The following is a 19647-nucleotide window of genomic DNA, read 5'->3' on the forward strand; positions in this document are numbered from 1 at the left end:
GAGGCGCTTTGACAACGCCGTTACGGGTTCTTTTGTGGACTGCGTAAGAATCCCCTGGGTGGGAGTGTCAAGACAAAAGGGATCCCTGCCAAGCCGCCTTATTCCAAGCAAGTTCTGGGCGAGATCAAGGCACCTACAAAAAAGGATGAGACCCATACCGCTACGCCATCCATCTCCAAAGCGGTTTCGAGCCCAGCCAGCTAGCTGAGCTTTTGAATGGGCGCGATGCGGGGATCCAAGATTTTCTGCTGGCCGATGGCGGGAAACCTCACCGCCAGGGTGATCCGTTCGCCGCTGCCGAACACGTGGGTAATTTGCCCCTGTCCGAATTGGGGATGTTGCAGGCGATCCCCAACGGCCCACTGGGAGGAACGGCCTTGGCGGCGAGCAGCCTTTGCTTTGGGCGTGGCCGCAGCCGTGTTGTCGGCGGAGAACGAAAGCCCCCTGCCTTTTTCCCATTGGATCAGCTCTTGGGGCAGCTCACTCAAAAATAGGGAAGGGATGGCGGGCTCGCGGTTGCCGTAGAGCCGCCGCTCGCTGGCGTGGCAGACAAACAATTGCTCGCGGGCGCGGGTGATGCCCACGTAGCAGAGGCGCCGTTCTTCTTCCAGCGCGGCAGGATCCTCCAAAGCGCGAAAATTGGGAAACAGGCCTTGTTCCAACCCCACCAAAAACACCACCGGGAACTCCAGCCCTTTGGAAGCATGCAACGTCATTAGCGAAACTTTCTCAGCTCCCTCCTGAAGGGTGTCCAAATCGGAAGCTAAAGACACATTGCTCAAGAAAGCCTCGAGGCTGGGATCCTCCTGTTCTTCTTCAAATTGGCGGGCGGCATTGTAGAGTTCCATCACGTTGGCGATCCTTTCCTCGGCCTCTTCTGTGCCCTGGGCCTTGAGATCTTCCAGATAGCCGCAATCCCGCAGCAGCCCCTCCAGAAGGGCGGCAGCCGAAACCTGGGCCATCTGTCTGTGCCAATGCTGGATAAGCTGGGCAAACTGGAGAACCGGCTTGGCCGAACGCCCCAGCAGGTTGGTAACAGAGGCCTCGTCGCTGAGGATAGTCCACAGGGGCACATTTAAGGCAGCCGCCGCTTCGCTTAGCTTGTCCAGAGTGGACTTGCCGATGCCCCGCCGCGGCACATTGATAATGCGCAACAGGCTAAAAGAATCGGCAGGGTTGAGCACAACCCGCAAATAGGCCAGCACATCCTTAATCTCTTTGCGATCGTAAAATCGCAGCCCCCCCACCACCGTGTAAGGGATCCCCCACCGCAGCAAAACCTCTTCAAAAGGGCGAGATTGGGCATTGGTGCGGTAGAGAATGGCAAAATCTCCCCAGGAAGAGTTGGGATTTTGGCTGTGTAATCGCCGGATGGTATTGACCACAAACTCGGCCTCGGCCATTTCGTCCTCCGCCTGGTAGCAAACGATGGGATGGCCGGGGGGGCGAGTTGGCCGGAGAATTTTATCGATGCGCTCGGTGTTTTTCTCAATCAGGACGTTAGCCGCCTGCAAAATCGTGGCGGTGGAGCGATAGTTTTCTTCCAATTTGATCAGGGTGCGGGTATCGTCGTCCGGCAGGCCATCGCCAAAGGTCTCTTGAAACTCCAGCAAAATGGTGAAATCGGCCCCCCGAAAGCGATAGATGCTTTGATCTGCATCGCCCACCACAAAGAGGGAGCGATTGGTCCAGTCCCACTCGGAGCGGCGGGTCTCGCCGTTGGTGGCCAGGAGCCGGATCAGCTCGTACTGGGTGCGGTTGGTATCTTGGTATTCGTCCACCAAGATGTGCCGAAAGCGCTGGTGCCAGTAGGCCAAAACCTGCTCATTTTGGCGGAAAAGTTGCACCGGGATCCAAATTAAGTTGTCGAAATCGAGGGCATTATTGGCCGCCAGTTGATCTTCGTAGAGCTCGTAAACCTGAGCCAGGATGCGACCTCGGAAATTGGGCTGGTGGCGCTCCAGATCGGCAGGGGTCCAACCTTGATTTTTGGCATTGCTAATGGCATAGCGCACCGATCTTGGATCGAACTTGCGCTCATCTAAGTTGAGTTGCTTAGTTACAATCTCTTTAACCAGGGATTGGGCGTCCGATTCATCGAAAATCGAGAAGTTGCGAGTCCACTTTCGTCCCTTGGGATCCTGATATTTTTCGATCTCCAGGCGCAGGATCTGGGCAAACAAGCTGTGAAACGTGCCGATCCAAAGGGGTTTGATCCAACGGTGGTAGACCGCCGATTTCAGCCGCGTCGCCTGGGCCGGCTCCAATTGCGCCAAGGGGATCCCGAATTGCTCCTGGGCCTCTTGCTCGGCAAAGAGCCGTTCGATGCGCTCTTTCATTTCGCGGGCGGCCTTGTTGGTAAAGGTCACGGCCAAAATCTCCTCCGGATCCACCCGGTAGTGGCGGATGAGGTGGGCGATGCGATAGGCGAGGGTGCGCGTCTTGCCGGAACCTGCCCCCGCCACCACCAGCAAAGGGCCACAAAAATGGTGCACCGCTTGCCGTTGAGCAGGGTTGAGGGCATCCAACAAACAGGCGTGAGTCATAGTCGGCAAAGCAGAAACTGCTTTCCATTATGGGCGCCAACCCAATGGGGACGAGAAGCCAAAGGGCATTCTGGAGCGCCAAAGATGAAGATCGGTTAAGATTTGGCCGGCCCACCTCCAGAACTCCCCGCCATGAACCGAGGACTGTCCTGCTGCTGTGCCCTGGCTAACCGCAGCCGGATTTGCTTTCAAAAGAGACGGATTGCTCTAAGGTTTGCCACCCTTGCCCTGCTTTGTCCCAGCCTGTTTGATCCTGTTCAAGCCGGCAACTGCCCCAGCAACGGCAACCCCCAAGCCTCGCTTGACCTCAAGCTGGAAAGCGTTGCTGGGGATCGGCTTGACCTAAGTCGGTATGAGGGCATTCAAGCGTTGATCTTGACCAACAGCCAAACCCGCTCGCAATCGGAAGCCCTCTCCAAAAGTTTGGCCCTGGAGTTCGGGCGAAACCCTCGGCTGCGCCAGATCGTGCTGGTGGATGGCAGGGGGCTGCTGTTGGTGCGAAATTTGGTTTTGCAGGCCATCCGGGAGAGTGTACCGACGGATCCCCGCCTGGTTTCTCCGTTTGTGTATGTCTCGGTCGATTTTGAGGGAGCAACCATCCAGAAGCTGCAAGAAATAGCCGCTGCAGCTTTGCCTGGGATCAATTTTCGCCAACAGGCCGCTTTGCTGCTTTTGGACGGCCAGGGAACTCTTCTGAGCGGATTTGCCGACTTGGAGCAATCCAACCTCAGCATTCGCCGGTGCATTCGCACCCTCATGGGATAGTCCCACTTCCCTTTCACACCGGCAACGCCTCTTTTCTGCTGCTCTGGCCCAAGCCATTAAACTGGTCATACCGGTCATGTTGAAGCTTGAAGTCAACCGGTCGAACGACGGCTCTCTGTTCGCGGGATCCCATGCGCCGCCAGCTCAAAATCTTGAACCAAATCCTCGATTACAAGCTTGCCAACTTGCGGCTGTTTGGCCGAGCCGAGCTGAAGGGGCCTGTTCTCAACGTGCTGCTGGAACGGCTGCCGGGCGATGTGGTGGATACCCTGCAGGTGATGGAGGTGGTGCGCAGTGCGGTGGAAGCCTCTCTGCTGCAAGGGTTGCGCAAGGTCAACGTTTACCTTTGGTGCCGCGGACAAACTGAAGAAGCGCCGGAGTGGAGCGAAAGCTTTGCTGTAGAGCCATTGGTCTTGGCCCACCCCAAGGAGCTCCGAAGCCTTGCTTTCAACTATCGACAAGACTATCCCGGCATGCGGGTGCTGTTTTTCTGCCTGGGCCTTTGTCTGGGCGGCTTTTACCTGTTGGGGGGCTGGGAGCAGACAGGTTGGATCGATTGGATCCCCGTAGGACTGGCCTTCGCCTTGGGGGTGATCTTCCCCTGGCTCAAACGCTCCCTCAGCCGGTTTGTACACCCTCTATTTCTCCGCCTTGGCCTGGGCTTGGGCCTGGTCTTATTGGGCCTGGCAGTGGCGCTGATCTGGCGGCAGGGCTGGAGCGTTGCCTATGGGATCCTCGGCCTCCTGGCCATCCTCCTGTTGGGTCTGGGAGCCTAGTTCTCAACCGGCAGTGGTGCCGCTGAAGACGTGTAGGGCAGGGCCGGTCATCCACACGTGCTGTGTGCTCGGATCCCAGCGAATTTCCAGATTTCCTCCCGGCAGTTCTACTGTAGCTTGCGATTCTGCGCGCTCCTCCAAAACAGCAGCCACCAAAACAGCACAGGCACCCGTCCCACAGGCCAGCGTTGCCCCTGCTCCCCGCTCCCAAACCCGTAGGCGCAGACGAGTCGGGCTGAGCACCTGCACAAATTCGGTGTTGGTGCGCTCAGGAAAGGCCGGATGATGCTCAAACAGGGGGCCCACAGCTGCCAAGTCCAGCTCTTCCAGGGATCCCTCTTCTTCCAAAAAGACCACACAGTGGGGGTTGCCCATGCTCACCGCCGTCACCGCCCACTCCCGCCCGCCTACCTGCAGGGGCTGCCGCACCACCTTTTCCTCTGGTTTGGCCAGCGTGGTGGGGATCTGCCCGGCCAAGAGGCGAGGGATCCCCATGTCCACTGTTACCAAGCCATCAGGCCGCACCTGCGGCACGATCCGCCCCGCCAAGGTGTGGATCTGGTAGGCGCCGTCCTGGCCAGGGATCCCCAGATCCTGCAAAAAGCGGGCCAAACAGCGGATGCCGTTGCCGCACATCTCCGCCTCCGAGCCGTCGCTGTTGAACAGGCGCATGCTGAAGTCGGCCCCCTCCTGCCCCGGCAGCAGAAAGATAACCCCATCGGCCCCCACGCCAAAGCGGCGGTTGCAGAGGGCAACGGCTTCCTCAGGCGTCAGACAGGGCTGCGGCTGGTGGCGGTTGTCCACCAAGATAAAGTCGTTCCCCAGCCCCTGGTATTTGTGGAAGGAGAGACGGGAGGGCAACCGAACAGGCATGCAGCGGAACCGCACAACAACCGGCTTCAATCCTCGTGCATCTCGTAGGGATCCTGCAAGTTTTTGGAAGGGGGGCCAAAGGCGGTGTAGATGGCAAAGGCGGTGATGCAGATGGTTATTGCCGCAATGGCCACAACCAGCGAAAGGGTGGATTCCATGGTTAGCTCTTCAGTTCTGAGAGAATCTCCCTACATATTACACAAGTTTACAATTCATTGCCGGCGGCAAAGGGGAGTGACCAGATTCTGTTAGCGTGATTTTAAAAGGAGGTTGTCTGGCTGGGATCTGCCGCCGTGCTGACCTCCAAGTTGGCAAACCTGTCCTCTCTTTGACCTATCGCGAGAACCTATGGCGATTCGTACCAAACTGGGCGATCTGCTGCGTCCTCTCAACTCGGAATACGGCAAGGTGGCCCCTGGCTGGGGCACCACGCCTTTGATGGCGGTCTTTATGGTGCTGTTCGGCATCTTCTTGCTGATCATCCTGCAGATCTACAACAAGTCGCTGCTCCTGGAAGACATCAACGTCTCCTGGGAGAGCCTCAGCTTCTAGGGCTCCTGGCTGCCGCGGGCTGTCTAGGTGGTGTACTCGGCGTTGATGCGCACGTAGTCGTAGCTGAGGTCACAGCCCCAGGCAACGCCCTGGCCAGATCCCTGGTGGAGGTCTACCGTAAAGGTTACGGGATCCCCTCTCTTTAGGTACTCAGAGGCCGCCTGGCGATCAAAAGCCAGAGGCATTCCCCCCTGCAGCAGCAGAAAATCCCCCAGGCGAACCTCCAAGCGACGGCTGTCAAAGGGGATCCCAGCCCGTCCGGCGGCGGCGGCCACCCGGCCCCAGTTGGGATCGTTGCCAAAAACTGCCGCCTTCACCAGGGGAGAGCTGGCAATGACACGGGCTATCTGCCGAGCTGACCTGTCGTCGGGGGCGCCCTGCACCCGGATCTGCAACAACTTGGTGGCTCCCTCGCCGTCGCGGGCGATGGCCTTAGCCAGGTGAATGCAAACCTGGACAACCATCTCGGCGAGGGCTTGGGCAGCTCTCGTGCCAGCTTGCAGGGTGGGAATCCCACTTTGGCCGTTGGCCAGAGCCAGCACCATGTCGTTGGTGCTGGTATCCCCGTCCACGGTGATTTGGTTAAAGCTGAGGTCAACCGCCTCTTTGAGGATCTGCTGCCAGAGGGGAGGATCCACGGCTGCATCGCAGGTTAGGAAAGCTAACATCGTCGCCAAGTTGGGGTGGATCATACCGGATCCCTTGGCGATGCCTCCCAGCCTGACGGTGTAGCCGTCGATCTCGGCCTCCAGGGCTGTACTCTTGGTCACCAGGTCGGTGGTGAGGATGGCGCGGGCGGCGCTCTCTCCTCCTGTCGGCGAGAGGCTGTCGATCAGGCGGGGCAGGGCCGCCTCGATTTTGGCCATTTCCAATTGCCGCCCGATCACCCCTGTCGAGGCAGTGAGCACCTGTTGGGCCGGGATCCCCAGCCGTTCTCCTACCCAGAGGGCCAGTTGGGCGTTGTTGCGCTCCCCCTCTTCTCCTGTACAGGCGTTGGCTTGGCCGGCATTGCAGAGAATGGCCCGCACCGGCTGCCCTTGGGCGAGGATCCCTTGGTTGTAGGTAACACAGGCGGCCTTGACCTGGTTGCTGGTGAAAACGCCAGCCCCCACCGCCTCGCAGTCGGAAACAATTAGGGCGAGATCGGCAGCGCCGGAGGGCTTGAGGCCAGCAGCCACGCCAGCAGCGCGGAACCCTCGCGGGGCGGTAACGGCGCCTGCAACCCGTTTAAATTGGGATCCCATAGATTCTGGGGCCAGGGGGTGATCGGCACTATCATACCGGCTTGGCGCTCAGATCGGGGTTGAGGGCCAGGGTTGGCAACTGGCAAGTTTTGCCCGAGAAACTCTCTGGAAACCAGGTCGGGGGGTGTAGCTGTGCCTACCGCAGCAGAGGCGACAGATAGTGTTGTTTTAATGGTAATGTGCGCCCTTCTCTTTCTGGATTGGGAAGGGATCCCTTTGCCCTCTGCTCTAGGAACCGCGAGCCATGCCCGCCCCTGTCATTACCCTTAACCATGTCAGCAAGGTCTATGCCAATGGCACGGTGGCTTTGCAAGACATGAACATGGCCATCCAGGAGGGGCAGTTCGTCAGCTTGGTGGGGCCCTCTGGCTGTGGGAAAAGCACGGTGCTGCGGCTGATCGCAGGGTTAGGTGACCTAACCACCGGCTCTATCGAGTGGGGGCAAAACACCTCCCAAGGGAAGCCCAAATTGGCCTTTGTGTTTCAGGAGCCGGCCCTCATGCCCTGGGCAACGGTGATGGACAATGTGCGCCTGCCCCTGAAGTTGGCCGGTGAGCCTCGGCCAAAAGCCGATCGAGAGGTTTTGGAAGCCCTCCACCTGGTGGGCTTGCGGGGGTTTGAGCGCCATTTTCCCCGCGAGCTGTCCGGCGGTATGCGCATGCGGGCTTCCATTGCCCGCGCCTTGGTAACCAAGCCGCAGGTGTTGCTGATGGACGAGCCTTTTGGTGCTTTGGATGAGATCACCCGCAGCAAGCTGAACGGCGAACTGCTGGAGTTGTGGCAGGAGAAGCGCTGGACGGTGATTTTTGTTACCCACAACATTTACGAGGCCGTCTATCTGTCCAACCGCGTGGTGGTGATGGCAGCCCGCCCAGGGCGGGTGGTGGCGGATATCCCCATTGAGGCGCCCTACCCCCGCTCGGAAGAGTTTCGCACCTCGCCCCTTTACAACGACTATTGCCGGGAGGTCGCGACCCGTTTGCGGGAGGCCATGCACGACACGGAGCGGGATCCCTGCCTGCGCCCCCTCTCCGCCGGACGGCTGGGCTGACGGGATCCCCCTTTGGCAGCATTCCCGGTGTTAGAGCCCCTTGATTCCCCCTACCCTATGCTGAGTCCTTTCAGTTTCCTTCTCGATTGGCTGTCTCGCTGGCTGGGATCCCTGCTTGGCGCGCCAGAGCGCCCCTTTGGGCTCTGGCTGGATGGGGAGCTGCCTCGGCTGAGCAGCGCGGTGGAAGAACAACTCAGGCCCCAACCCACCGATGCGGCTAAGGTACCTGGCTCTGCGCCGCCGACCTCTGGGCAAGGGTTGGATCTGCGCAAGTGGTTCAACCTGGACGTGATTGCCCCTGGGATCGTCGGGATCCTTTTTCTGGTGGGCTGGGAAGTGGCCGTGCGGCTGACGGGGGTGCCTCCCTATCTATTGCCGGGGCCGATTTTGGTGGCGCAAACCCTGGTGCGGGAGTGGGGATCCCTTTTCCCTTCCCTTTTGATCACCCTACAAATTACGGTGGTGGCGTTCCTTTTGGCCACAGTCTCGGGGCTTTTGCTGGCGATTTTGTTTGCCCAGAGCAAATGGATTGAGCGCAGCCTCTTTCCCTATGCGGTGATTTTGCAAACAACACCCATCGTTTCCATCGCGCCGTTGATCATCATCTGGCTGCGCAACAACACCTTTGCTGCGATGGTGGTTTGCGCTTGGATTGTCGCCTTTTTCCCCATTATCTCCAACACCACCCTGGGATTAAACAGTGTCGATCACAACCTGCTCAACCTGTTTCAACTGTACAAGGCCAATCGCTGGCAAACCTTGATCTACTTGCGTCTGCCCAGTGCCCTGCCCTACTTCCTGGGAGGTCTGCGCATTAGCGGCGGCCTTTCTTTGATCGGGGCCGTGGTGGCGGAGTTTGTCGCCGGCACCGGTGGGCAACGGGCCGGGATCGCCTACCAAATCTTGATCTCCAGCTTTAATTTGCAGGTGCCTCGCATGTTTGCCGCCTTGGTGCTGGTTACCGGCCTAGGGATCCTGATCTTTGTGGCCTTGAGCGCTTTGTCGGACAAGATACTGGGCAGGTGGCACGAGAGCGCTGTGCGCCGCGAGAACTAATTTTTGCCATAGAGCCGGCAGAAGCGGTTTCGCAAAAGGCAAGAACTGGGAATTCCCGGCAACAAAAAGGCTCAGGTTGCAGCCCTGAGCCCATCTTGACCTGTTATTGGCAGATGCCAGGAACCAGACTCGAACTGGTGACACGAGGATTTTCAGTCCTCTGCTCTACCAACTGAGCTATCCCGGCTCTGGGACTATCATTTTAGAATGCCAAGAGGGCTTTTGGCAACAGGTGGCAACCCTCGCTTTAGCCAATTAGCTTTTCCAGGGCATCCATCTGGGGGATGCAGAGGATGTCCCGCTGCCGATCCCGGCGGATCAGCTCCTCCTGCTCCAGCTTAGACAAGACACGGGTAACCGTTTCCCGGGCCAGGCCACTCAAGCTGCTCAGCTCCCGGTGGGGCAAATTGGGAATTTCTACCCCCTTGCAACCGACCCGCCCGCGGGACTCCGCCAAGAAGAGCAGGATATCGGCGACGCGAGCGACGCTGCTGGCCTCCCGCAATTGCAGGCGACGGTTGATCTGCCGTAAACGTCGCGACAAGAGCTGGGCAAGGCGGATGGCAACCTGCGCATCGGCAGCCAAAAGGGCCAGAAAGTTCTGGGCCGACAGAGAGCAGACCTTGGTGGCTGTCAGGGCAATCACATCGCTGGAACGGGGCGCCTCGTCCAAGGCGGCCATTTCCCCGAAGATCTCCCCTGGGCCAAGAATGGTGAGGGTAACCTCCCGGCCCTCCAGATCGTGAGTGCGAATCTTGACCCAACCCTCCAGGATGAAATAGACGGCGTTGCCCCAGTCGTTCTGTAGCAGGATGGCCTGGTTAACAGGGTGGGAGCGCAGCAACATCTGGCGGGCCAGCGGCTCGAGCACCTCAGGGGAAAAGCCTTCAAACAGAAACATCAGGCGTAAATCTTCAGCCGTTACCTCGCTCACTGGGGTCTCCTCCTGCACCGCCTCGATTCTTGCCCAACTCTCTTCCCAGAGAAAAACTCTTCACCTGACCGCCGCCTGAGATCAGCAGGGGCTGCGGTCAGCCTCTAACCCGGAAACGGCAGCATGCGCTTTGCCGGTAACCTTGGTCAGTTGGAGTCGAGACCTAGATCTGCTGCAGTTGCGCTTGCCAATCTTGGCTGGTATCCAAAACCTGCAGCAAGCGCCGCTCCCCCTCGGAAAAATCCTGCCACTGCGCCTGCTGCTGGGCAAGGAGATCGGCGGTGGCATCGGCAATGTCGGCGAGGTTCAGCGGCTCACCCAGGCTCGAAGCAGGGAGCGTTCGCCGTTGCAGCCGCTCGCGGAGGACAGGTTCAGGGGCGTGGCAGTAGAGGATGCACAACGGGATCCGGCACCGTTGGGCTTGTTCAATTGCCATGCCCCGCAGCGCTTGCCGGTCAAACTTGGCGTCCAGAATCACGCTGTAACCTTCCCGGGCCAACTCCACTCCCAATTGCACCAGGCGGCGATAAGTCCTGTCGGTCATCTCGGGCGTATACACCTCTGGCCCCCCTCGCTGCCGCAGAGGGATCCCAGCCAAATGCTTGCGCACGGCGTCGGAGCGGATGTGGATGGCCCCTCGCTGTCGGGCCAGGTGGCGGGCCACCGTGCTTTTGCCCGCTCCCGACAGGCCGGCCATCAGAAACAACTGCCCCTGTTTGGGCAGCGTGTATTCCCAGGCCAGTCGGTAGTAGCGGGCGGCAGTGTGGAAGGCATTGGCTTTGGCAGCTTCCGAGGCGGCAGGATCGTCTAGCAAAAAAGAGGTGACCTTGGCCCGCACGTAGGCCTGGCGATTGAGGTAAATGGGCAAGATCTTGAGTCCTTCCCAATCGCCTGTCTCTTCCAGATAGCTGTTCAAATAGGCGTTGCCCAGATCGGGGCGATGGCGGGCATCCAGATCCATCACTGCATAGGATACGTCGTACATCGTATCCACAAAGCGGAAGGCCTCGTTGAACTCAATGCAATCAAACAGCAAGATCTGGCCTTCCCACCAACAGAGGTTGCCAAGATGCAGATCCCCGTGGCCTTCGCGGATGCGGTCTTGCTCAATTCTCTGGTAAAACAGCTCCTGTCGCTCGGCAAAAAAGCGATCCGTGTAGGCTTGGGTCTCCCGATATTGATCTGCCGTCTGAGGGCCGCCAATGTAGCGCTGGGTTTGGGCGTAATTCTCGTCGAAAGCCTGCCGCACCTGCTCTGGCCGGCCAAAGCTGCGGATGTAGTCGTTGGTCTCCGCCTGGGCGTGAAAGGCCGCCACCACCCGTCCTAGCTCCTCCATTAAGAGTGGCGTCAGCTCCCCCCGCTCGAGGAGGTTGCTAAAGAGTTGCTCTTGAGGAAACTGCCGCATTTTGAGGGTGTACTCCACGGGCTCGCCACTGCCGTCAAGCTGAAACCGGCCCTCGGCTTGCACAATGGGCAACACCTGTAGATAAAGCCCTGGCGCTCCGCGCTGGTTCAGGCGCAGCTCTTCTTGACAAAAGTAGCGTCGCCGCTCCAGGGTGGTGAAATTCAAAAAGCCAAAATCCAGAGGCTTCTTCACCTTATAGGCGTAGTTCCCTGTCAAGAAAATGTAGGAAATGTGGGTTTGGACGAGCTGAATCGGCTCCCGCACCGGATGGGGGTAAAACCCCGGATCCAACATCGCTTGGATTAGCGGCGGCAGGTGGGCATCGGCCATAAAGATGGAGACGGAAAAGTCAGGGATCCCCATTTTCCTCCAAATTGCCCTCAGCTTAGTCTCCCAAGGGCAGGGCGGCCGCTTGCGGTGAAAGACGGATAATGCTGATCCCCTGTTTAACCAAAGTATCTTGAGCGGCAGCAGAGAGGGCGTAGGGCCAGACCAGATACTTAGTGTTGATGTAGTCTCGCCCCCGCTTGGCCAGGCTCACCTGTTCAGAGAGCATGCGCACCTCCGGCCCGCGGGTGATGATGGCCTCGGCGCGGCGGATGCGCTGCATCAGTTGGCTGAACAGCTCTTGGGGCTGCTGCACGAAGACCACAATGGCCAAGTCACAGGGGTTGTAGTAGTTGCCACTGCCGCAGAGGAGCAGGGCCTCGCTGGCGAGAACAAGGGTCTCCTGGTCTCCCAGAGCCACCACCGGGTAGAGAAAGGTGCGCACGTCCTCCGGCTGCCAGTGATTGAAGGAGTAGCTGTCCACCTCTCCCCGCACCCAAGAGGAGATGGCCGGAAAAACCGCCTCGCTCAGCAGCCGATAGGCCGTCTGCGGTCGCCCTAGCCAGCAGAGGGCATTCTCGTAGAAGCTCTCGTTCTCCAACAGGTGAGGGGTGAGGGGAGCGGCCATAGACTCGGATCTGGGCAGGGCCTCCTCCAGCATGCCTAGTCGGAGATGGTTAAGGCAATTTTGCCCAAAACGGATCCCTGTTCCAGCAGCCGGTGAGCGGCAGCCGCTTCGGCCAGGGGAAAGGTGTGGCTGAGCCGGATGCGCAGTTGGCCCTGGTCGATGAGGCGGGCGCACTGCCGGAGGATCTCCGCCTGGTTTTGCCGAGCAACGATGAGGTTCTTCAGCATAGGGGTGAGCATCAGCTCAAAGCTCACTCGCAAGTTGCGGTCGCGGGCCACCCGCCAATCGGTCTCTGGAGCTGGCGCCAGCAGGGTCACGAGATCGCCGTACACGCGCACGGCAGGGAAGGTCTGCTCCAGCACTGGGCCGCCAAGGGTATCGAGAGCAAGATCCACTCCCTCCTCCTCCGTCCAATCCAGAACGGCCCGCACAAAGTCGGTCTGGCGATAGAAGATGGGCAAGCTGGCCCCCAGCAAACGGACAAACTCGGCCTTTTCCGGCGTGCTCACGGTGGTAGCCACTTGGCATCCCCGCAGACGGGCCAGTTGGACGGCCACATGGCCAACACCCCCTGCCCCGGCGTGGATGAGCACCTTTTGGCCGGCCTGCAGCCGTCCCCGGTCGTAGAGGGCTTCCCAGGCGGTGATCAGCACCAGGGGAGCGGCGGCAGCCTCGGCAAAGCTGAGGGTTCTGGGCTTGGGAGCGACGAAGCGCTCATCGACCACGATTAGCTCGGCGTAGTTCCCCGCCTCTCTGCCCAGGCCGCCGTGGCAGAAGTAAACTTCGTCCCCAACCCGAAACTGCCTGACCCCAGATCCCACGGCTTCTACAACGCCGGCGCCATCGCATCCCAAAATGGCCGGCATCTCCTCGGGGTAGAAGGTGCCTCGCCGCCGCAGCTTGGTGTCGATGGGGTTGACGCCGGCGGCCTTGAGGCGGACACGCAGCTCCCGCTCGCCGCGAATCTGCGGGTCGGGCACCTCCTGCAGTTGCAAAACCTCCGGCCCACCCGGCACGCTCATGAGGATGGCTTTCATCTTCTCAAGTGTTCAGGCTCGGTTTGCTCGACTTGCTGCCCCGCGATTGCCGCCGCGCTCCTGAGGATACACCGGCAAGGGGGTCTCTGAACAATGGTTAGTAGCATAAGCCAAGAGAACCGCTCCAGGGATCCCTTGCCCTAAACTAAGCTTCGGAGTTGTGGAGGCAAGCGGTAGCCCATGCCCGCAGGTGGTTCTGGCTCTCTCGGCGGCAAGGCACGGTCAAAAGCAACTAGAGCTGGCCTGGGATCGCGCTCCTGGCTCGGCTGGGGTAACCCAGCCTATTGGGATGCTGCTGGGCTGATGCTCCTGGGGAGCCTGCTCATCGTCTACCGCTGGCGGGGCACCCTGCTGCTGTTGATTAACCCCGCCTATGTAAACGTGGCTCTGCTGGCCGGCCTGTGCCTGCTGGGCCTGGGGATTGGCCGGTGGCGGGGGGCCAAAGTCGCGCCCTCGGAAAGCCATGTCTCCCTGTTGGGGTCGCGCCTGGGGGCGGCGCTCTTGATCCTGACGGCGCTGCTGGGGTTTTGGGTCGAGCCCCGTCCCCTCTCCAGCCAGACGGCCCTCAACCGGGGGGTATCTCCCTATTTGGGTGCCTCTCGCAGCCAGCCGCAGGCTTTTCGTCCCAAGATTGATCCACGCCAGCGCACCCTGCTGGACTGGGTGCGCACCCTGGATGTCTACCCGGATCCCTATACCTATGAAGGCCAGCCGGTGCAGGTGCAGGGGTTCGTCGTTCCTGACGAGCAACCTGACCACTTTGTCATCGCTCGCTTTTTGGTGAGTTGCTGCGCTGCCGATGCCTACCCGGTCGGCTTGCCGGTGCGCTGGCCCCGCTCGGAGGAACTGGCTCCGGACAGTTGGCTGCGTCTGGAAGGGCGGATGGCCGTGGAGCAACGGGATGGCCAGCCTCAGTTGGTGATCCTGGCCGATCAGGTGGAGCCAATACCGGTGCCGGCCAATCCCTACGCCGACGAGTAGGTTAGATGTCGGTTTCGCTGAGTTTAGCGCTCATGTAATCGAAGGGCTCGGCCACAAAGCTGTAATCCTCGTCGGAGCCGAGCAGCTCCAGGGTGCGCTGCTTCATGTTCTGGATCCCGATCACTGTCGGGGCAATCGGCACCCCCAGGGAGTTGTAGGTTTCCCGCAGACCAGCCAGGACGCGCTCGTCCAAGATGCTGGTATCAGCGGCCACCAGGGCGTAGGAAGCGTAGCGCAGGAAGTAGTCCATATCCCGCAAACAGGTGGCGTAGCGGCGGGTGGTATAGGCGTTGCCGCCCGGACGGATTAGATCCGGCACCTGGGCAAACATGGCCGCAGCAGCCGTCTTGACAATGTCCACCGAGTTGAGGTTAATCACCTGCACGGCCTGGATGCGCCGCAGACCCGAATCGTAAAAGGCCTTGAGCGCGTCCATGGCATTCCGATCCAAGTAGCGGCCGGCCAGGTCATAGGTTTTGATCAGTGTGGTTACGGCATCCCGCATATCCCCAACTCCCTTCCTGTAACTCTATGTATGTATAAAGTAGCTTGAGATGAGAATTTTGCCGGCAACGTCCAAAGGCCAACCTTGGAAAATCGAGCCAGAGCCCAACACCGGCAGCGCTCCGAGCTCCCCGCTTGCCCCCAGAAGTTTAGCATGCGGGGGGTTCTTTCCCGCCTTCTCCTCAGCCAATGGCAGATGTTGTTACGAAAATGTAACTTTTCTGCAACGCTCTAGGGATCCGGCAGCAACACCCGCAGCGGCTTGAGCTGACCTGCTTGGCTGTGCCCCAAGCCCAAAAATTCTCCCTCTCCGCTCATGACCCGCAGGGTCTCGGCAGTGGCCTGAGCCGGATCCAGAGGAATGGCCTGACCTTGTCGCCAGCGCTGCGCCTCAGCCGGAGATAAGAATACTGAGTTCCAACTGCGAAATCCCCACTCAATCGGCAACAGGGCAGCAGCGGGATCGGCGGATCCCTGCCACTGCTCCAGGGGCAGGCTCTCTTCGCTGCGAAAAGGGCCACTTTGCAGCCGTCGCAGGCGGCTCATCAAGCCTCCGCAGCCCAATTTCTCCCCCACGTCGCGGGCGAGGGCGCGGATGTAGGTGCCGGGGCCACAGGCGATCTCCAGATCCACTTCCGGGAACTCGCCAGAGCGCCAGCCCAAGATCTGCAGGTGTCGAATCACTACTCTCCGCGGCTCCAGCCCCAGTTCTGCCGCCTCTGCCCCGGCCCGGGCCAGCTCGTAGAGCTTTTTCCCCTGCCGCTTGATGGCGCTGTAAAGAGGCGGCACCTGCCAGATCTCGCCGACAAACTCCCGCAGACATTCCTCCACCTGCTCGCGGCTCAGCTCCGGACAAGGGGATCCCACCTGGATCTGCCCCTCGGCATCGTCGGTGTCGCTGCGCTGCCCAAAGCGAAAGGTGGCCCGATAGACCTTGTCCCCCGACAAAAACGCCAAAAAGCGCGTCGCCCGCCCCACGGCAATGGGCAGAACTCCCGTTGCCGCCGGATCCAAAGTGCCGCCATGCCCCACCTGGCGGGTGCGCAAGACCCGCCGCACCACCGCCACACAGTCGTGGGAGGTGAGCCCGGCCGGCTTATCCAGGTTGAGAAAGCCCTCCAGGGATCCCATGCTGCCCATCACCCATCAGTCATTGATCAGTAATTAAGATTTGTAACCGAACTGCCGCAGCGCTTAACATAGGGTTGATTTCTGTCTGCGAGTTGGAAGCACCTATGGCGCAATCTGGCCTGTTTCCTCAGCCTATCTGGCAACGCCTGTTGATGATCGCCCCTTTTTTCCTGTGGGGCTCGGCGATGGTGGCCATGCGAGATGCCCTCTCCGAGACCACTCCTCTCTTCATGGCCATTCTGCGGCTGTTGCCAGCCGGGATCCTGGTTTTAGCCTTTCGGCTTTGGCAAGGGCGGGCCTCTGCGGCCTCTCAGCCCTGGCATCCCCAGGGGCTGCGGGGGTGGCTGTGGGTCTTGGCCTTTGCCCTGGTGGACGGCACCTGTTTTCAGGGATTTTTGGCGCAAGGGTTGAGAGAGACCGGCGCCGGGCTGGGATCCGTGCTGATCGACTCGCAGCCGCTGGCGGTGGCCCTGATGACCACCTGGTTTTACCGGGAGCGGATGGGATCCCTGGGCTGGCTGAGTCTGGGGCTGGGCGTGGTCGGTATCAGCCTTATCGGCCTCGGCGGGGAAGGATCCCTGCAGGTGGGGGCCGGCGTGGTCTGGATGTTGCTGGCTTCCCTGTCGATGGCCATTGGCACCGTGATGATGCCGAAGGTGGCGGAGGTGGCGGATCCGGTGTTGGCGACAGGCTGGCACATGGTATTGGGCAGCCTGCCCTTGATCCTGCTCTCGGCGCTAACAGAAAGCGAGCAATGGCAGCACCTGAGCGGCGCCCACTGGCTGGGCCTGCTCTACGCTTCGGTGATGGGGAGCGCCGTGGCCTACGCCCTCTTCTTCTACTTCGCCTCTCAGGAAAATCTCACCGAATTCAGCTCCCTCACGTTTCTCACCCCCATCTTTGCCCTCCTCTTCGGCAGTACCTTCCTGGGCGAGACCCTGACGCCGGTGCAATGGGTGGGAGTGGGCATTACCCTGGTCTGCGTGTATGTCATCAACCACCGGCAGGAGTGGCAGGAGCGCCTGCGCCTGGCCTGGCCAGGGATCCTCTCGGAGCTGGGCCTGGAGTTCAGCACCGTCGAGATCCGCGATGGCCGACCCGACTAAGGGAGCCTTCTCCTAGGGGGGCAGAAACCCCATGGCATCCCGCGCTTTTTGGAGGGTTTGCTCGGCCACGGCACGGGCCTTGGCGGCATTTTCCCGCATCAGCCCGTGGAGGTAGTCGGGGTCACTCGAGAGCTCCTGGTAGCGCTTTTGAATGGGCTCCAGGGTGGCGATAATGCTGTCGGCGAGGAGGGGCTTGAACTGTCCCCATCCCATCTCGGCGCACTCAGCCGCCACCTCCTCCTTGCTTTTGCCGGAGGTGAGCATGTAGATCGTCAGCAAATTGTGGGCCTCCGGGCGTGCCGGGTCGTCGAAGGCAATGCCCCGAATCGAGTCGGTCTTGCATTTTTGGATCTTCTTGCGGATCGTGTCGGGGTCGTCTAGCAAGTGAATGCGGCTGAAATCCGAGGGATCCGACTTAGACATTTTGCGGGTGCCATCGGTCAAGCTCATGATCCGCGCCCCCTGCGGGCGAATCAGCGCCTCTGGGATCACAAACACCTCCCCAAAGCGGTCGTTAAAGCGGCGGGCAATGTCCCGACACAGCTCGATGTGCTGCCGCTGATCCTCCCCTACCGGCACATACTTGGGCTGGTAGAGGAGAATATCCGCTGCCTGCAAAATCGGGTAGCTGAACAGGCCAACACTCGTTTCCTCTCCCTGCTTCTCTTTTTTTTCCTTGTACTGGATCATGCGCTCCGCCCAGTTCATAGGGGTGATGGTGGTGAACAGCCAGGCCAGCTCCGTGTGGGCGGGCACGTGGGACTGCACAAACAGCACACAGTGCTCCAGGCTGAGGCCACAGGCCAGGTAGAGAGCAAACAAAGAACGGGTGCGCTCCCTCAGCAGCTTGGGATCCTGGGGCACAGTAATGGCATGTTGATCCACAATGCAGAAGAAGTTCTCGTAGCGCTCCTGCTCGGCCACCCAGTTTTTAATGGCCCCCAAGTAATTGCCCAGGTGCAACTCGCCGGAGGGCTGGATTCCAGAAAGCGTGCGCGGCTTGGCCATAGGAAAAGCGATCTCAAACGCCAACAAGAGGGAGGACGAGAACCAAGAAAGTCTTTGTTCAGGATATCAAGAGAGCCGCAACCCGTTGGTTTATGAGGGAAGAAAGACAGCAACCCGAAACCATGGCAGACCCGGAGCCAGAACTGCTGCGTGCTGCCAACCACTACGTGCTGCTGATCCCGGGCCTGCCAGAGCAATTTCTCACCCCCGAGGAATTGCAGGAGTTCCTTGTGCGGCTGTTGCAGGAGCACCCCCATCTGGTGGATGCAGATCTGGCCCGCTATCCCACCCCTCAAGCCCAGGCGCAACGGCTCATCGACACGGCCTGTGAGGTGGAGGTCTCCCCTGGCGAAACCGTGCAGTGGCATCCTGTACGCCTGCGCAAGCGCCCCTCAGCTTCTTCTCGCCCCGGCCAGCATCCGGCTTGAGGCCACGCACGGGATCCCATAGGCATGCTACAACCCAAAGAAGAGATACCCTGTCCTGCGCTCTAAGGGGGTCAATCATGCCGCGCAGCATGAAGAACGACAACTTCATCGACAAAACCTTCACCGTCATGGCTGACCTGATCCTGAAGCTGATGCCGGGGGTGAGTCCTGAGCAGAAGAAGGCCTTTGCCTACTACCGGGACGGCATGGCGGCCCAGAGCGAGGGAGAATATGCCGAGGCTCTAGAAAACTACCGAGAAGCCCTGGCCCTGGAGCAAGACGACGAAGACCGCAGCTACATCCTCTACAACATGGGCCTGATCTACCAGAGCAATGGCGAACTGGACAAAGCCCTGGAGTACTACCACCAGGCCCTGGAGCTGAACCCCCGCCTCTGTTCTGCCCTAAACAACATTGCCGTCTTGCTGCACCACAAGGGCGAGCAGAGCCTGCAGGCCGGGGATGAGGAGACGGCAGAGGCCCTGTTCGATGAGGCGGCTCAATACTGGATCCGCGCCATTCGCATTGCCCCCAACAACTACATCGAGGCGCAAAACTGGCTCAAGACCACGGGACGCGCCAACCTGGAGCTGTATTGAGTCTTCCCCCAAGTACCCCAGTTCAGCTAGATTGACCAGAAGTCAAACCTGCTGGCGGAAAGGAAGGATGCTGACACGAGAAGAGGTGCAACATGTTGCCCACCTGGCGCGGCTGGAGCTTACGGAAGAAGAGGAAATCCAGTTTACCGAGCAACTGGCCGATATCTTGGCCTACGTGGAGCAACTGAAAGAACTGGATACGGAAGGGGTAGAGCCCACCTTTCATGTGCTGGATGCGGAGCTGCCCACTCGCCCCGACCAAGTGGAGCCCTACCCCAATATCGAAGGGATCCTGGCCAACGCTCCCGACCGCGCTGACATGTTCTTCAAGGTGCCCCGCATCCTAGAAGGGGAAGATTAGCCCAACTGGCAAGCCCTGCAGCTATGAGCTACAGCAGCTTTTGCTCTTTGGGGGGGGGAGGAGGCACATCCAGGGCCGGGTTGCACTCGAAGAAGCCCAACGGCTTGAGCAGAAAGCCGATGTAGCTAACCGGCATCACCGGCCAGTCTTCGGTGCGGGGGAAATGGTTGCAGCCAAAGCTGTACCAGAGCACCAGGCGGGTATTCTCAAGCGAGCGGTTGGCTTGCGTCCATCAGAACCTCTGGGGTACTCCCGCCACAGCGCAGCTTGGCGGGCTGGAGGATAGGCGGTGAGACGAAGGGGTTCAATGCCCCTGAGTCTCACAATCTGGGCGT

At 60.0% G+C, this 19647-nt stretch carries 22 protein-coding genes and 1 tRNA gene; 10 read left to right on the top strand and 13 right to left on the bottom strand.

Annotated elements, in window-relative coordinates; all coding sequences use genetic code 11:
- Positions 1 to 200: 200 nt before the first annotated feature.
- Positions 201 to 2546 carry a DNA helicase PcrA gene (gene pcrA / locus NW855_RS03860; RefSeq protein WP_414508368.1) on the bottom strand — a complete coding sequence of 782 codons (2346 nt, stop codon included), beginning with the start codon at positions 2544 to 2546 and terminating at the stop codon, positions 201 to 203.
- A gap of 132 nt (positions 2547 to 2678) precedes the next feature.
- Here pcrA and NW855_RS03865 point away from each other — a divergent pair, with 132 nt between their 5' ends.
- Both NW855_RS03865 and NW855_RS03870 read left to right on the top strand, forming a co-directional pair.
- A complete protein-coding gene (locus NW855_RS03865; RefSeq protein ID WP_414508369.1) occupies positions 2679 to 3311 on the top strand; it encodes a hypothetical protein in 633 nt (210 codons plus the stop codon).
- 86 nt (positions 3312 to 3397) lie between these two features.
- Positions 3398 to 4087, top strand: coding sequence for a hypothetical protein (locus tag NW855_RS03870; RefSeq protein ID WP_414403052.1), 690 nt, complete (start codon positions 3398 to 3400; stop codon positions 4085 to 4087).
- A gap of 3 nt (positions 4088 to 4090) precedes the next feature.
- On the opposite strand, the gene dapF is transcribed toward NW855_RS03870, so the two are convergent.
- Both dapF and psbN read right to left on the bottom strand, forming a co-directional pair.
- On the bottom strand, positions 4091 to 4960 hold the full coding sequence (gene dapF, locus NW855_RS03875) for a diaminopimelate epimerase (protein WP_414508370.1): 870 nt from the start codon (positions 4958 to 4960) through the stop codon (positions 4091 to 4093).
- A gap of 26 nt (positions 4961 to 4986) precedes the next feature.
- On the bottom strand, positions 4987 to 5118 hold the full coding sequence (gene psbN / locus NW855_RS03880) for a photosystem II reaction center protein PsbN (RefSeq protein ID WP_011430180.1): 132 nt from the start codon (positions 5116 to 5118) through the stop codon (positions 4987 to 4989).
- 190 nt (positions 5119 to 5308) lie between these two features.
- Here psbN and psbH point away from each other — a divergent pair, with 190 nt between their 5' ends.
- Positions 5309 to 5512: a photosystem II reaction center phosphoprotein PsbH gene (gene psbH / locus NW855_RS03885; protein ID WP_011430181.1), complete on the top strand. Its 204-nt coding sequence runs from the start codon at positions 5309 to 5311 to the stop codon at positions 5510 to 5512.
- A 23-nt stretch (positions 5513 to 5535) separates the two neighbouring features.
- Here the strand turns inward: psbH and argJ are convergent, their stop codons facing one another.
- Positions 5536 to 6756: a bifunctional glutamate N-acetyltransferase/amino-acid acetyltransferase ArgJ gene (gene argJ / locus NW855_RS03890; protein WP_011430182.1), complete on the bottom strand. Its 1221-nt coding sequence runs from the start codon at positions 6754 to 6756 to the stop codon at positions 5536 to 5538.
- A gap of 244 nt (positions 6757 to 7000) precedes the next feature.
- Between argJ and NW855_RS03895 the strand changes: the two genes are divergently transcribed.
- Both NW855_RS03895 and NW855_RS03900 read left to right on the top strand, forming a co-directional pair.
- Positions 7001 to 7807: an ABC transporter ATP-binding protein gene (locus tag NW855_RS03895; protein WP_011430183.1), complete on the top strand. Its 807-nt coding sequence runs from the start codon at positions 7001 to 7003 to the stop codon at positions 7805 to 7807.
- Between the two features lie 57 nt (positions 7808 to 7864).
- Complete coding sequence (locus tag NW855_RS03900) at positions 7865 to 8863, top strand: ABC transporter permease (protein ID WP_228375483.1); 999 nt, start codon at positions 7865 to 7867, stop codon at positions 8861 to 8863.
- A 114-nt stretch (positions 8864 to 8977) separates the two neighbouring features.
- Here NW855_RS03900 and NW855_RS03905 read toward each other — a convergent pair.
- The 5 genes from NW855_RS03905 to NW855_RS03925 form a co-directional block, all read right to left on the bottom strand.
- Positions 8978 to 9050: transfer RNA gene (locus tag NW855_RS03905), tRNA-Phe, on the bottom strand.
- A gap of 60 nt (positions 9051 to 9110) precedes the next feature.
- Positions 9111 to 9764 carry a Crp/Fnr family transcriptional regulator gene (locus tag NW855_RS03910; RefSeq protein WP_011430185.1) on the bottom strand — a complete coding sequence of 218 codons (654 nt, stop codon included), beginning with the start codon at positions 9762 to 9764 and terminating at the stop codon, positions 9111 to 9113.
- A 196-nt stretch (positions 9765 to 9960) separates the two neighbouring features.
- On the bottom strand, positions 9961 to 11532 hold the full coding sequence (locus NW855_RS03915; RefSeq protein ID WP_011430186.1) for an AAA family ATPase: 1572 nt from the start codon (positions 11530 to 11532) through the stop codon (positions 9961 to 9963).
- Positions 11533 to 11587: 55 nt separating this feature from the next.
- Complete coding sequence (locus NW855_RS03920) at positions 11588 to 12157, bottom strand: hypothetical protein (RefSeq protein ID WP_011430187.1); 570 nt, start codon at positions 12155 to 12157, stop codon at positions 11588 to 11590.
- A gap of 35 nt (positions 12158 to 12192) precedes the next feature.
- Positions 12193 to 13194, bottom strand: coding sequence for a zinc-dependent alcohol dehydrogenase family protein (locus NW855_RS03925; protein ID WP_011430188.1), 1002 nt, complete (start codon positions 13192 to 13194; stop codon positions 12193 to 12195).
- A gap of 303 nt (positions 13195 to 13497) precedes the next feature.
- On the opposite strand from NW855_RS03925, the gene NW855_RS03930 reads away from it, so the two are divergent.
- Positions 13498 to 14175, top strand: a complete 678-nt coding sequence (locus NW855_RS03930) for a TIGR03943 family putative permease subunit (RefSeq protein WP_011430190.1) — start codon at positions 13498 to 13500, stop codon at positions 14173 to 14175.
- 1 nt (position 14176) lies between these two features.
- Here the strand turns inward: NW855_RS03930 and apcB are convergent, their stop codons facing one another.
- Both apcB and truB read right to left on the bottom strand, forming a co-directional pair.
- Entirely contained in the window at positions 14177 to 14680 is a 504-nt protein-coding gene (gene apcB / locus NW855_RS03935) for an allophycocyanin subunit beta (RefSeq protein WP_011430191.1), read from the bottom strand.
- A gap of 230 nt (positions 14681 to 14910) precedes the next feature.
- Positions 14911 to 15810, bottom strand: a complete 900-nt coding sequence (gene truB, locus NW855_RS03940) for a tRNA pseudouridine(55) synthase TruB (protein ID WP_011430192.1) — start codon at positions 15808 to 15810, stop codon at positions 14911 to 14913.
- 104 nt (positions 15811 to 15914) lie between these two features.
- Here truB and NW855_RS03945 point away from each other — a divergent pair, with 104 nt between their 5' ends.
- Positions 15915 to 16916: a DMT family transporter gene (locus NW855_RS03945; RefSeq protein WP_414402799.1), complete on the top strand. Its 1002-nt coding sequence runs from the start codon at positions 15915 to 15917 to the stop codon at positions 16914 to 16916.
- Between the two features lie 12 nt (positions 16917 to 16928).
- Here the strand turns inward: NW855_RS03945 and trpS are convergent, their stop codons facing one another.
- Positions 16929 to 17924: a tryptophan--tRNA ligase gene (trpS, locus tag NW855_RS03950; RefSeq protein WP_414402798.1), complete on the bottom strand. Its 996-nt coding sequence runs from the start codon at positions 17922 to 17924 to the stop codon at positions 16929 to 16931.
- A 92-nt stretch (positions 17925 to 18016) separates the two neighbouring features.
- On the opposite strand from trpS, the gene NW855_RS03955 reads away from it, so the two are divergent.
- The 3 genes from NW855_RS03955 to gatC all read left to right on the top strand — a co-directional run bounded on the left by NW855_RS03955 (position 18017) and on the right by gatC (position 19312).
- On the top strand, positions 18017 to 18352 hold the full coding sequence (locus NW855_RS03955; protein ID WP_240527911.1) for a chlororespiratory reduction protein 7: 336 nt from the start codon (positions 18017 to 18019) through the stop codon (positions 18350 to 18352).
- A gap of 77 nt (positions 18353 to 18429) precedes the next feature.
- The gene (locus NW855_RS03960) at positions 18430 to 18951 is read left to right on the top strand and encodes a photosystem I assembly protein Ycf3 (RefSeq protein ID WP_011430196.1); all 522 of its coding nucleotides are present in this window, start codon (positions 18430 to 18432) and stop codon (positions 18949 to 18951) included.
- Positions 18952 to 19018: 67 nt separating this feature from the next.
- Positions 19019 to 19312, top strand: coding sequence for an Asp-tRNA(Asn)/Glu-tRNA(Gln) amidotransferase subunit GatC (gene gatC / locus NW855_RS03965; protein ID WP_011430197.1), 294 nt, complete (start codon positions 19019 to 19021; stop codon positions 19310 to 19312).
- 28 nt (positions 19313 to 19340) lie between these two features.
- Here the strand turns inward: gatC and NW855_RS03970 are convergent, their stop codons facing one another.
- Positions 19341 to 19505, bottom strand: a complete 165-nt coding sequence (locus tag NW855_RS03970) for a hypothetical protein (RefSeq protein WP_414347897.1) — start codon at positions 19503 to 19505, stop codon at positions 19341 to 19343.
- Between the last annotated feature and the right edge of the window lie 142 nt (positions 19506 to 19647).

The sequence above is a fragment of the Synechococcus sp. RC10B2 genome, assembly GCF_047502635.1.

Coding starts and splice junctions, on each gene's coding strand:
- pcrA (WP_414508368.1), bottom strand. CDS start 2,546: ATGACTCACGCCTGTTTGTTGGATGCCCTCAACCCTGCTCAACGGCAA.
- NW855_RS03865 (WP_414508369.1), top strand. CDS start 2,679: ATGAACCGAGGACTGTCCTGCTGCTGTGCCCTGGCTAACCGCAGCCGG.
- dapF (WP_414508370.1), bottom strand. CDS start 4,960: ATGCCTGTTCGGTTGCCCTCCCGTCTCTCCTTCCACAAATACCAGGGG.
- psbN (WP_011430180.1), bottom strand. CDS start 5,118: ATGGAATCCACCCTTTCGCTGGTTGTGGCCATTGCGGCAATAACCATC.
- psbH (WP_011430181.1), top strand. CDS start 5,309: ATGGCGATTCGTACCAAACTGGGCGATCTGCTGCGTCCTCTCAACTCG.
- argJ (WP_011430182.1), bottom strand. CDS start 6,756: ATGGGATCCCAATTTAAACGGGTTGCAGGCGCCGTTACCGCCCCGCGA.
- NW855_RS03895 (WP_011430183.1), top strand. CDS start 7,001: ATGCCCGCCCCTGTCATTACCCTTAACCATGTCAGCAAGGTCTATGCC.
- NW855_RS03900 (WP_228375483.1), top strand. CDS start 7,865: ATGCTGAGTCCTTTCAGTTTCCTTCTCGATTGGCTGTCTCGCTGGCTG.
- NW855_RS03910 (WP_011430185.1), bottom strand. CDS start 9,764: ATGTTTCTGTTTGAAGGCTTTTCCCCTGAGGTGCTCGAGCCGCTGGCC.
- NW855_RS03915 (WP_011430186.1), bottom strand. CDS start 11,532: ATGGCCGATGCCCACCTGCCGCCGCTAATCCAAGCGATGTTGGATCCG.
- NW855_RS03920 (WP_011430187.1), bottom strand. CDS start 12,157: ATGGCCGCTCCCCTCACCCCTCACCTGTTGGAGAACGAGAGCTTCTAC.
- NW855_RS03925 (WP_011430188.1), bottom strand. CDS start 13,194: ATGAAAGCCATCCTCATGAGCGTGCCGGGTGGGCCGGAGGTTTTGCAA.
- NW855_RS03930 (WP_011430190.1), top strand. CDS start 13,498: ATGCTCCTGGGGAGCCTGCTCATCGTCTACCGCTGGCGGGGCACCCTG.
- apcB (WP_011430191.1), bottom strand. CDS start 14,680: ATGCGGGATGCCGTAACCACACTGATCAAAACCTATGACCTGGCCGGC.
- truB (WP_011430192.1), bottom strand. CDS start 15,810: ATGGGATCCCTGGAGGGCTTTCTCAACCTGGATAAGCCGGCCGGGCTC.
- NW855_RS03945 (WP_414402799.1), top strand. CDS start 15,915: ATGGCGCAATCTGGCCTGTTTCCTCAGCCTATCTGGCAACGCCTGTTG.
- trpS (WP_414402798.1), bottom strand. CDS start 17,924: ATGGCCAAGCCGCGCACGCTTTCTGGAATCCAGCCCTCCGGCGAGTTG.
- NW855_RS03955 (WP_240527911.1), top strand. CDS start 18,017: ATGAGGGAAGAAAGACAGCAACCCGAAACCATGGCAGACCCGGAGCCA.
- NW855_RS03960 (WP_011430196.1), top strand. CDS start 18,430: ATGCCGCGCAGCATGAAGAACGACAACTTCATCGACAAAACCTTCACC.
- gatC (WP_011430197.1), top strand. CDS start 19,019: ATGCTGACACGAGAAGAGGTGCAACATGTTGCCCACCTGGCGCGGCTG.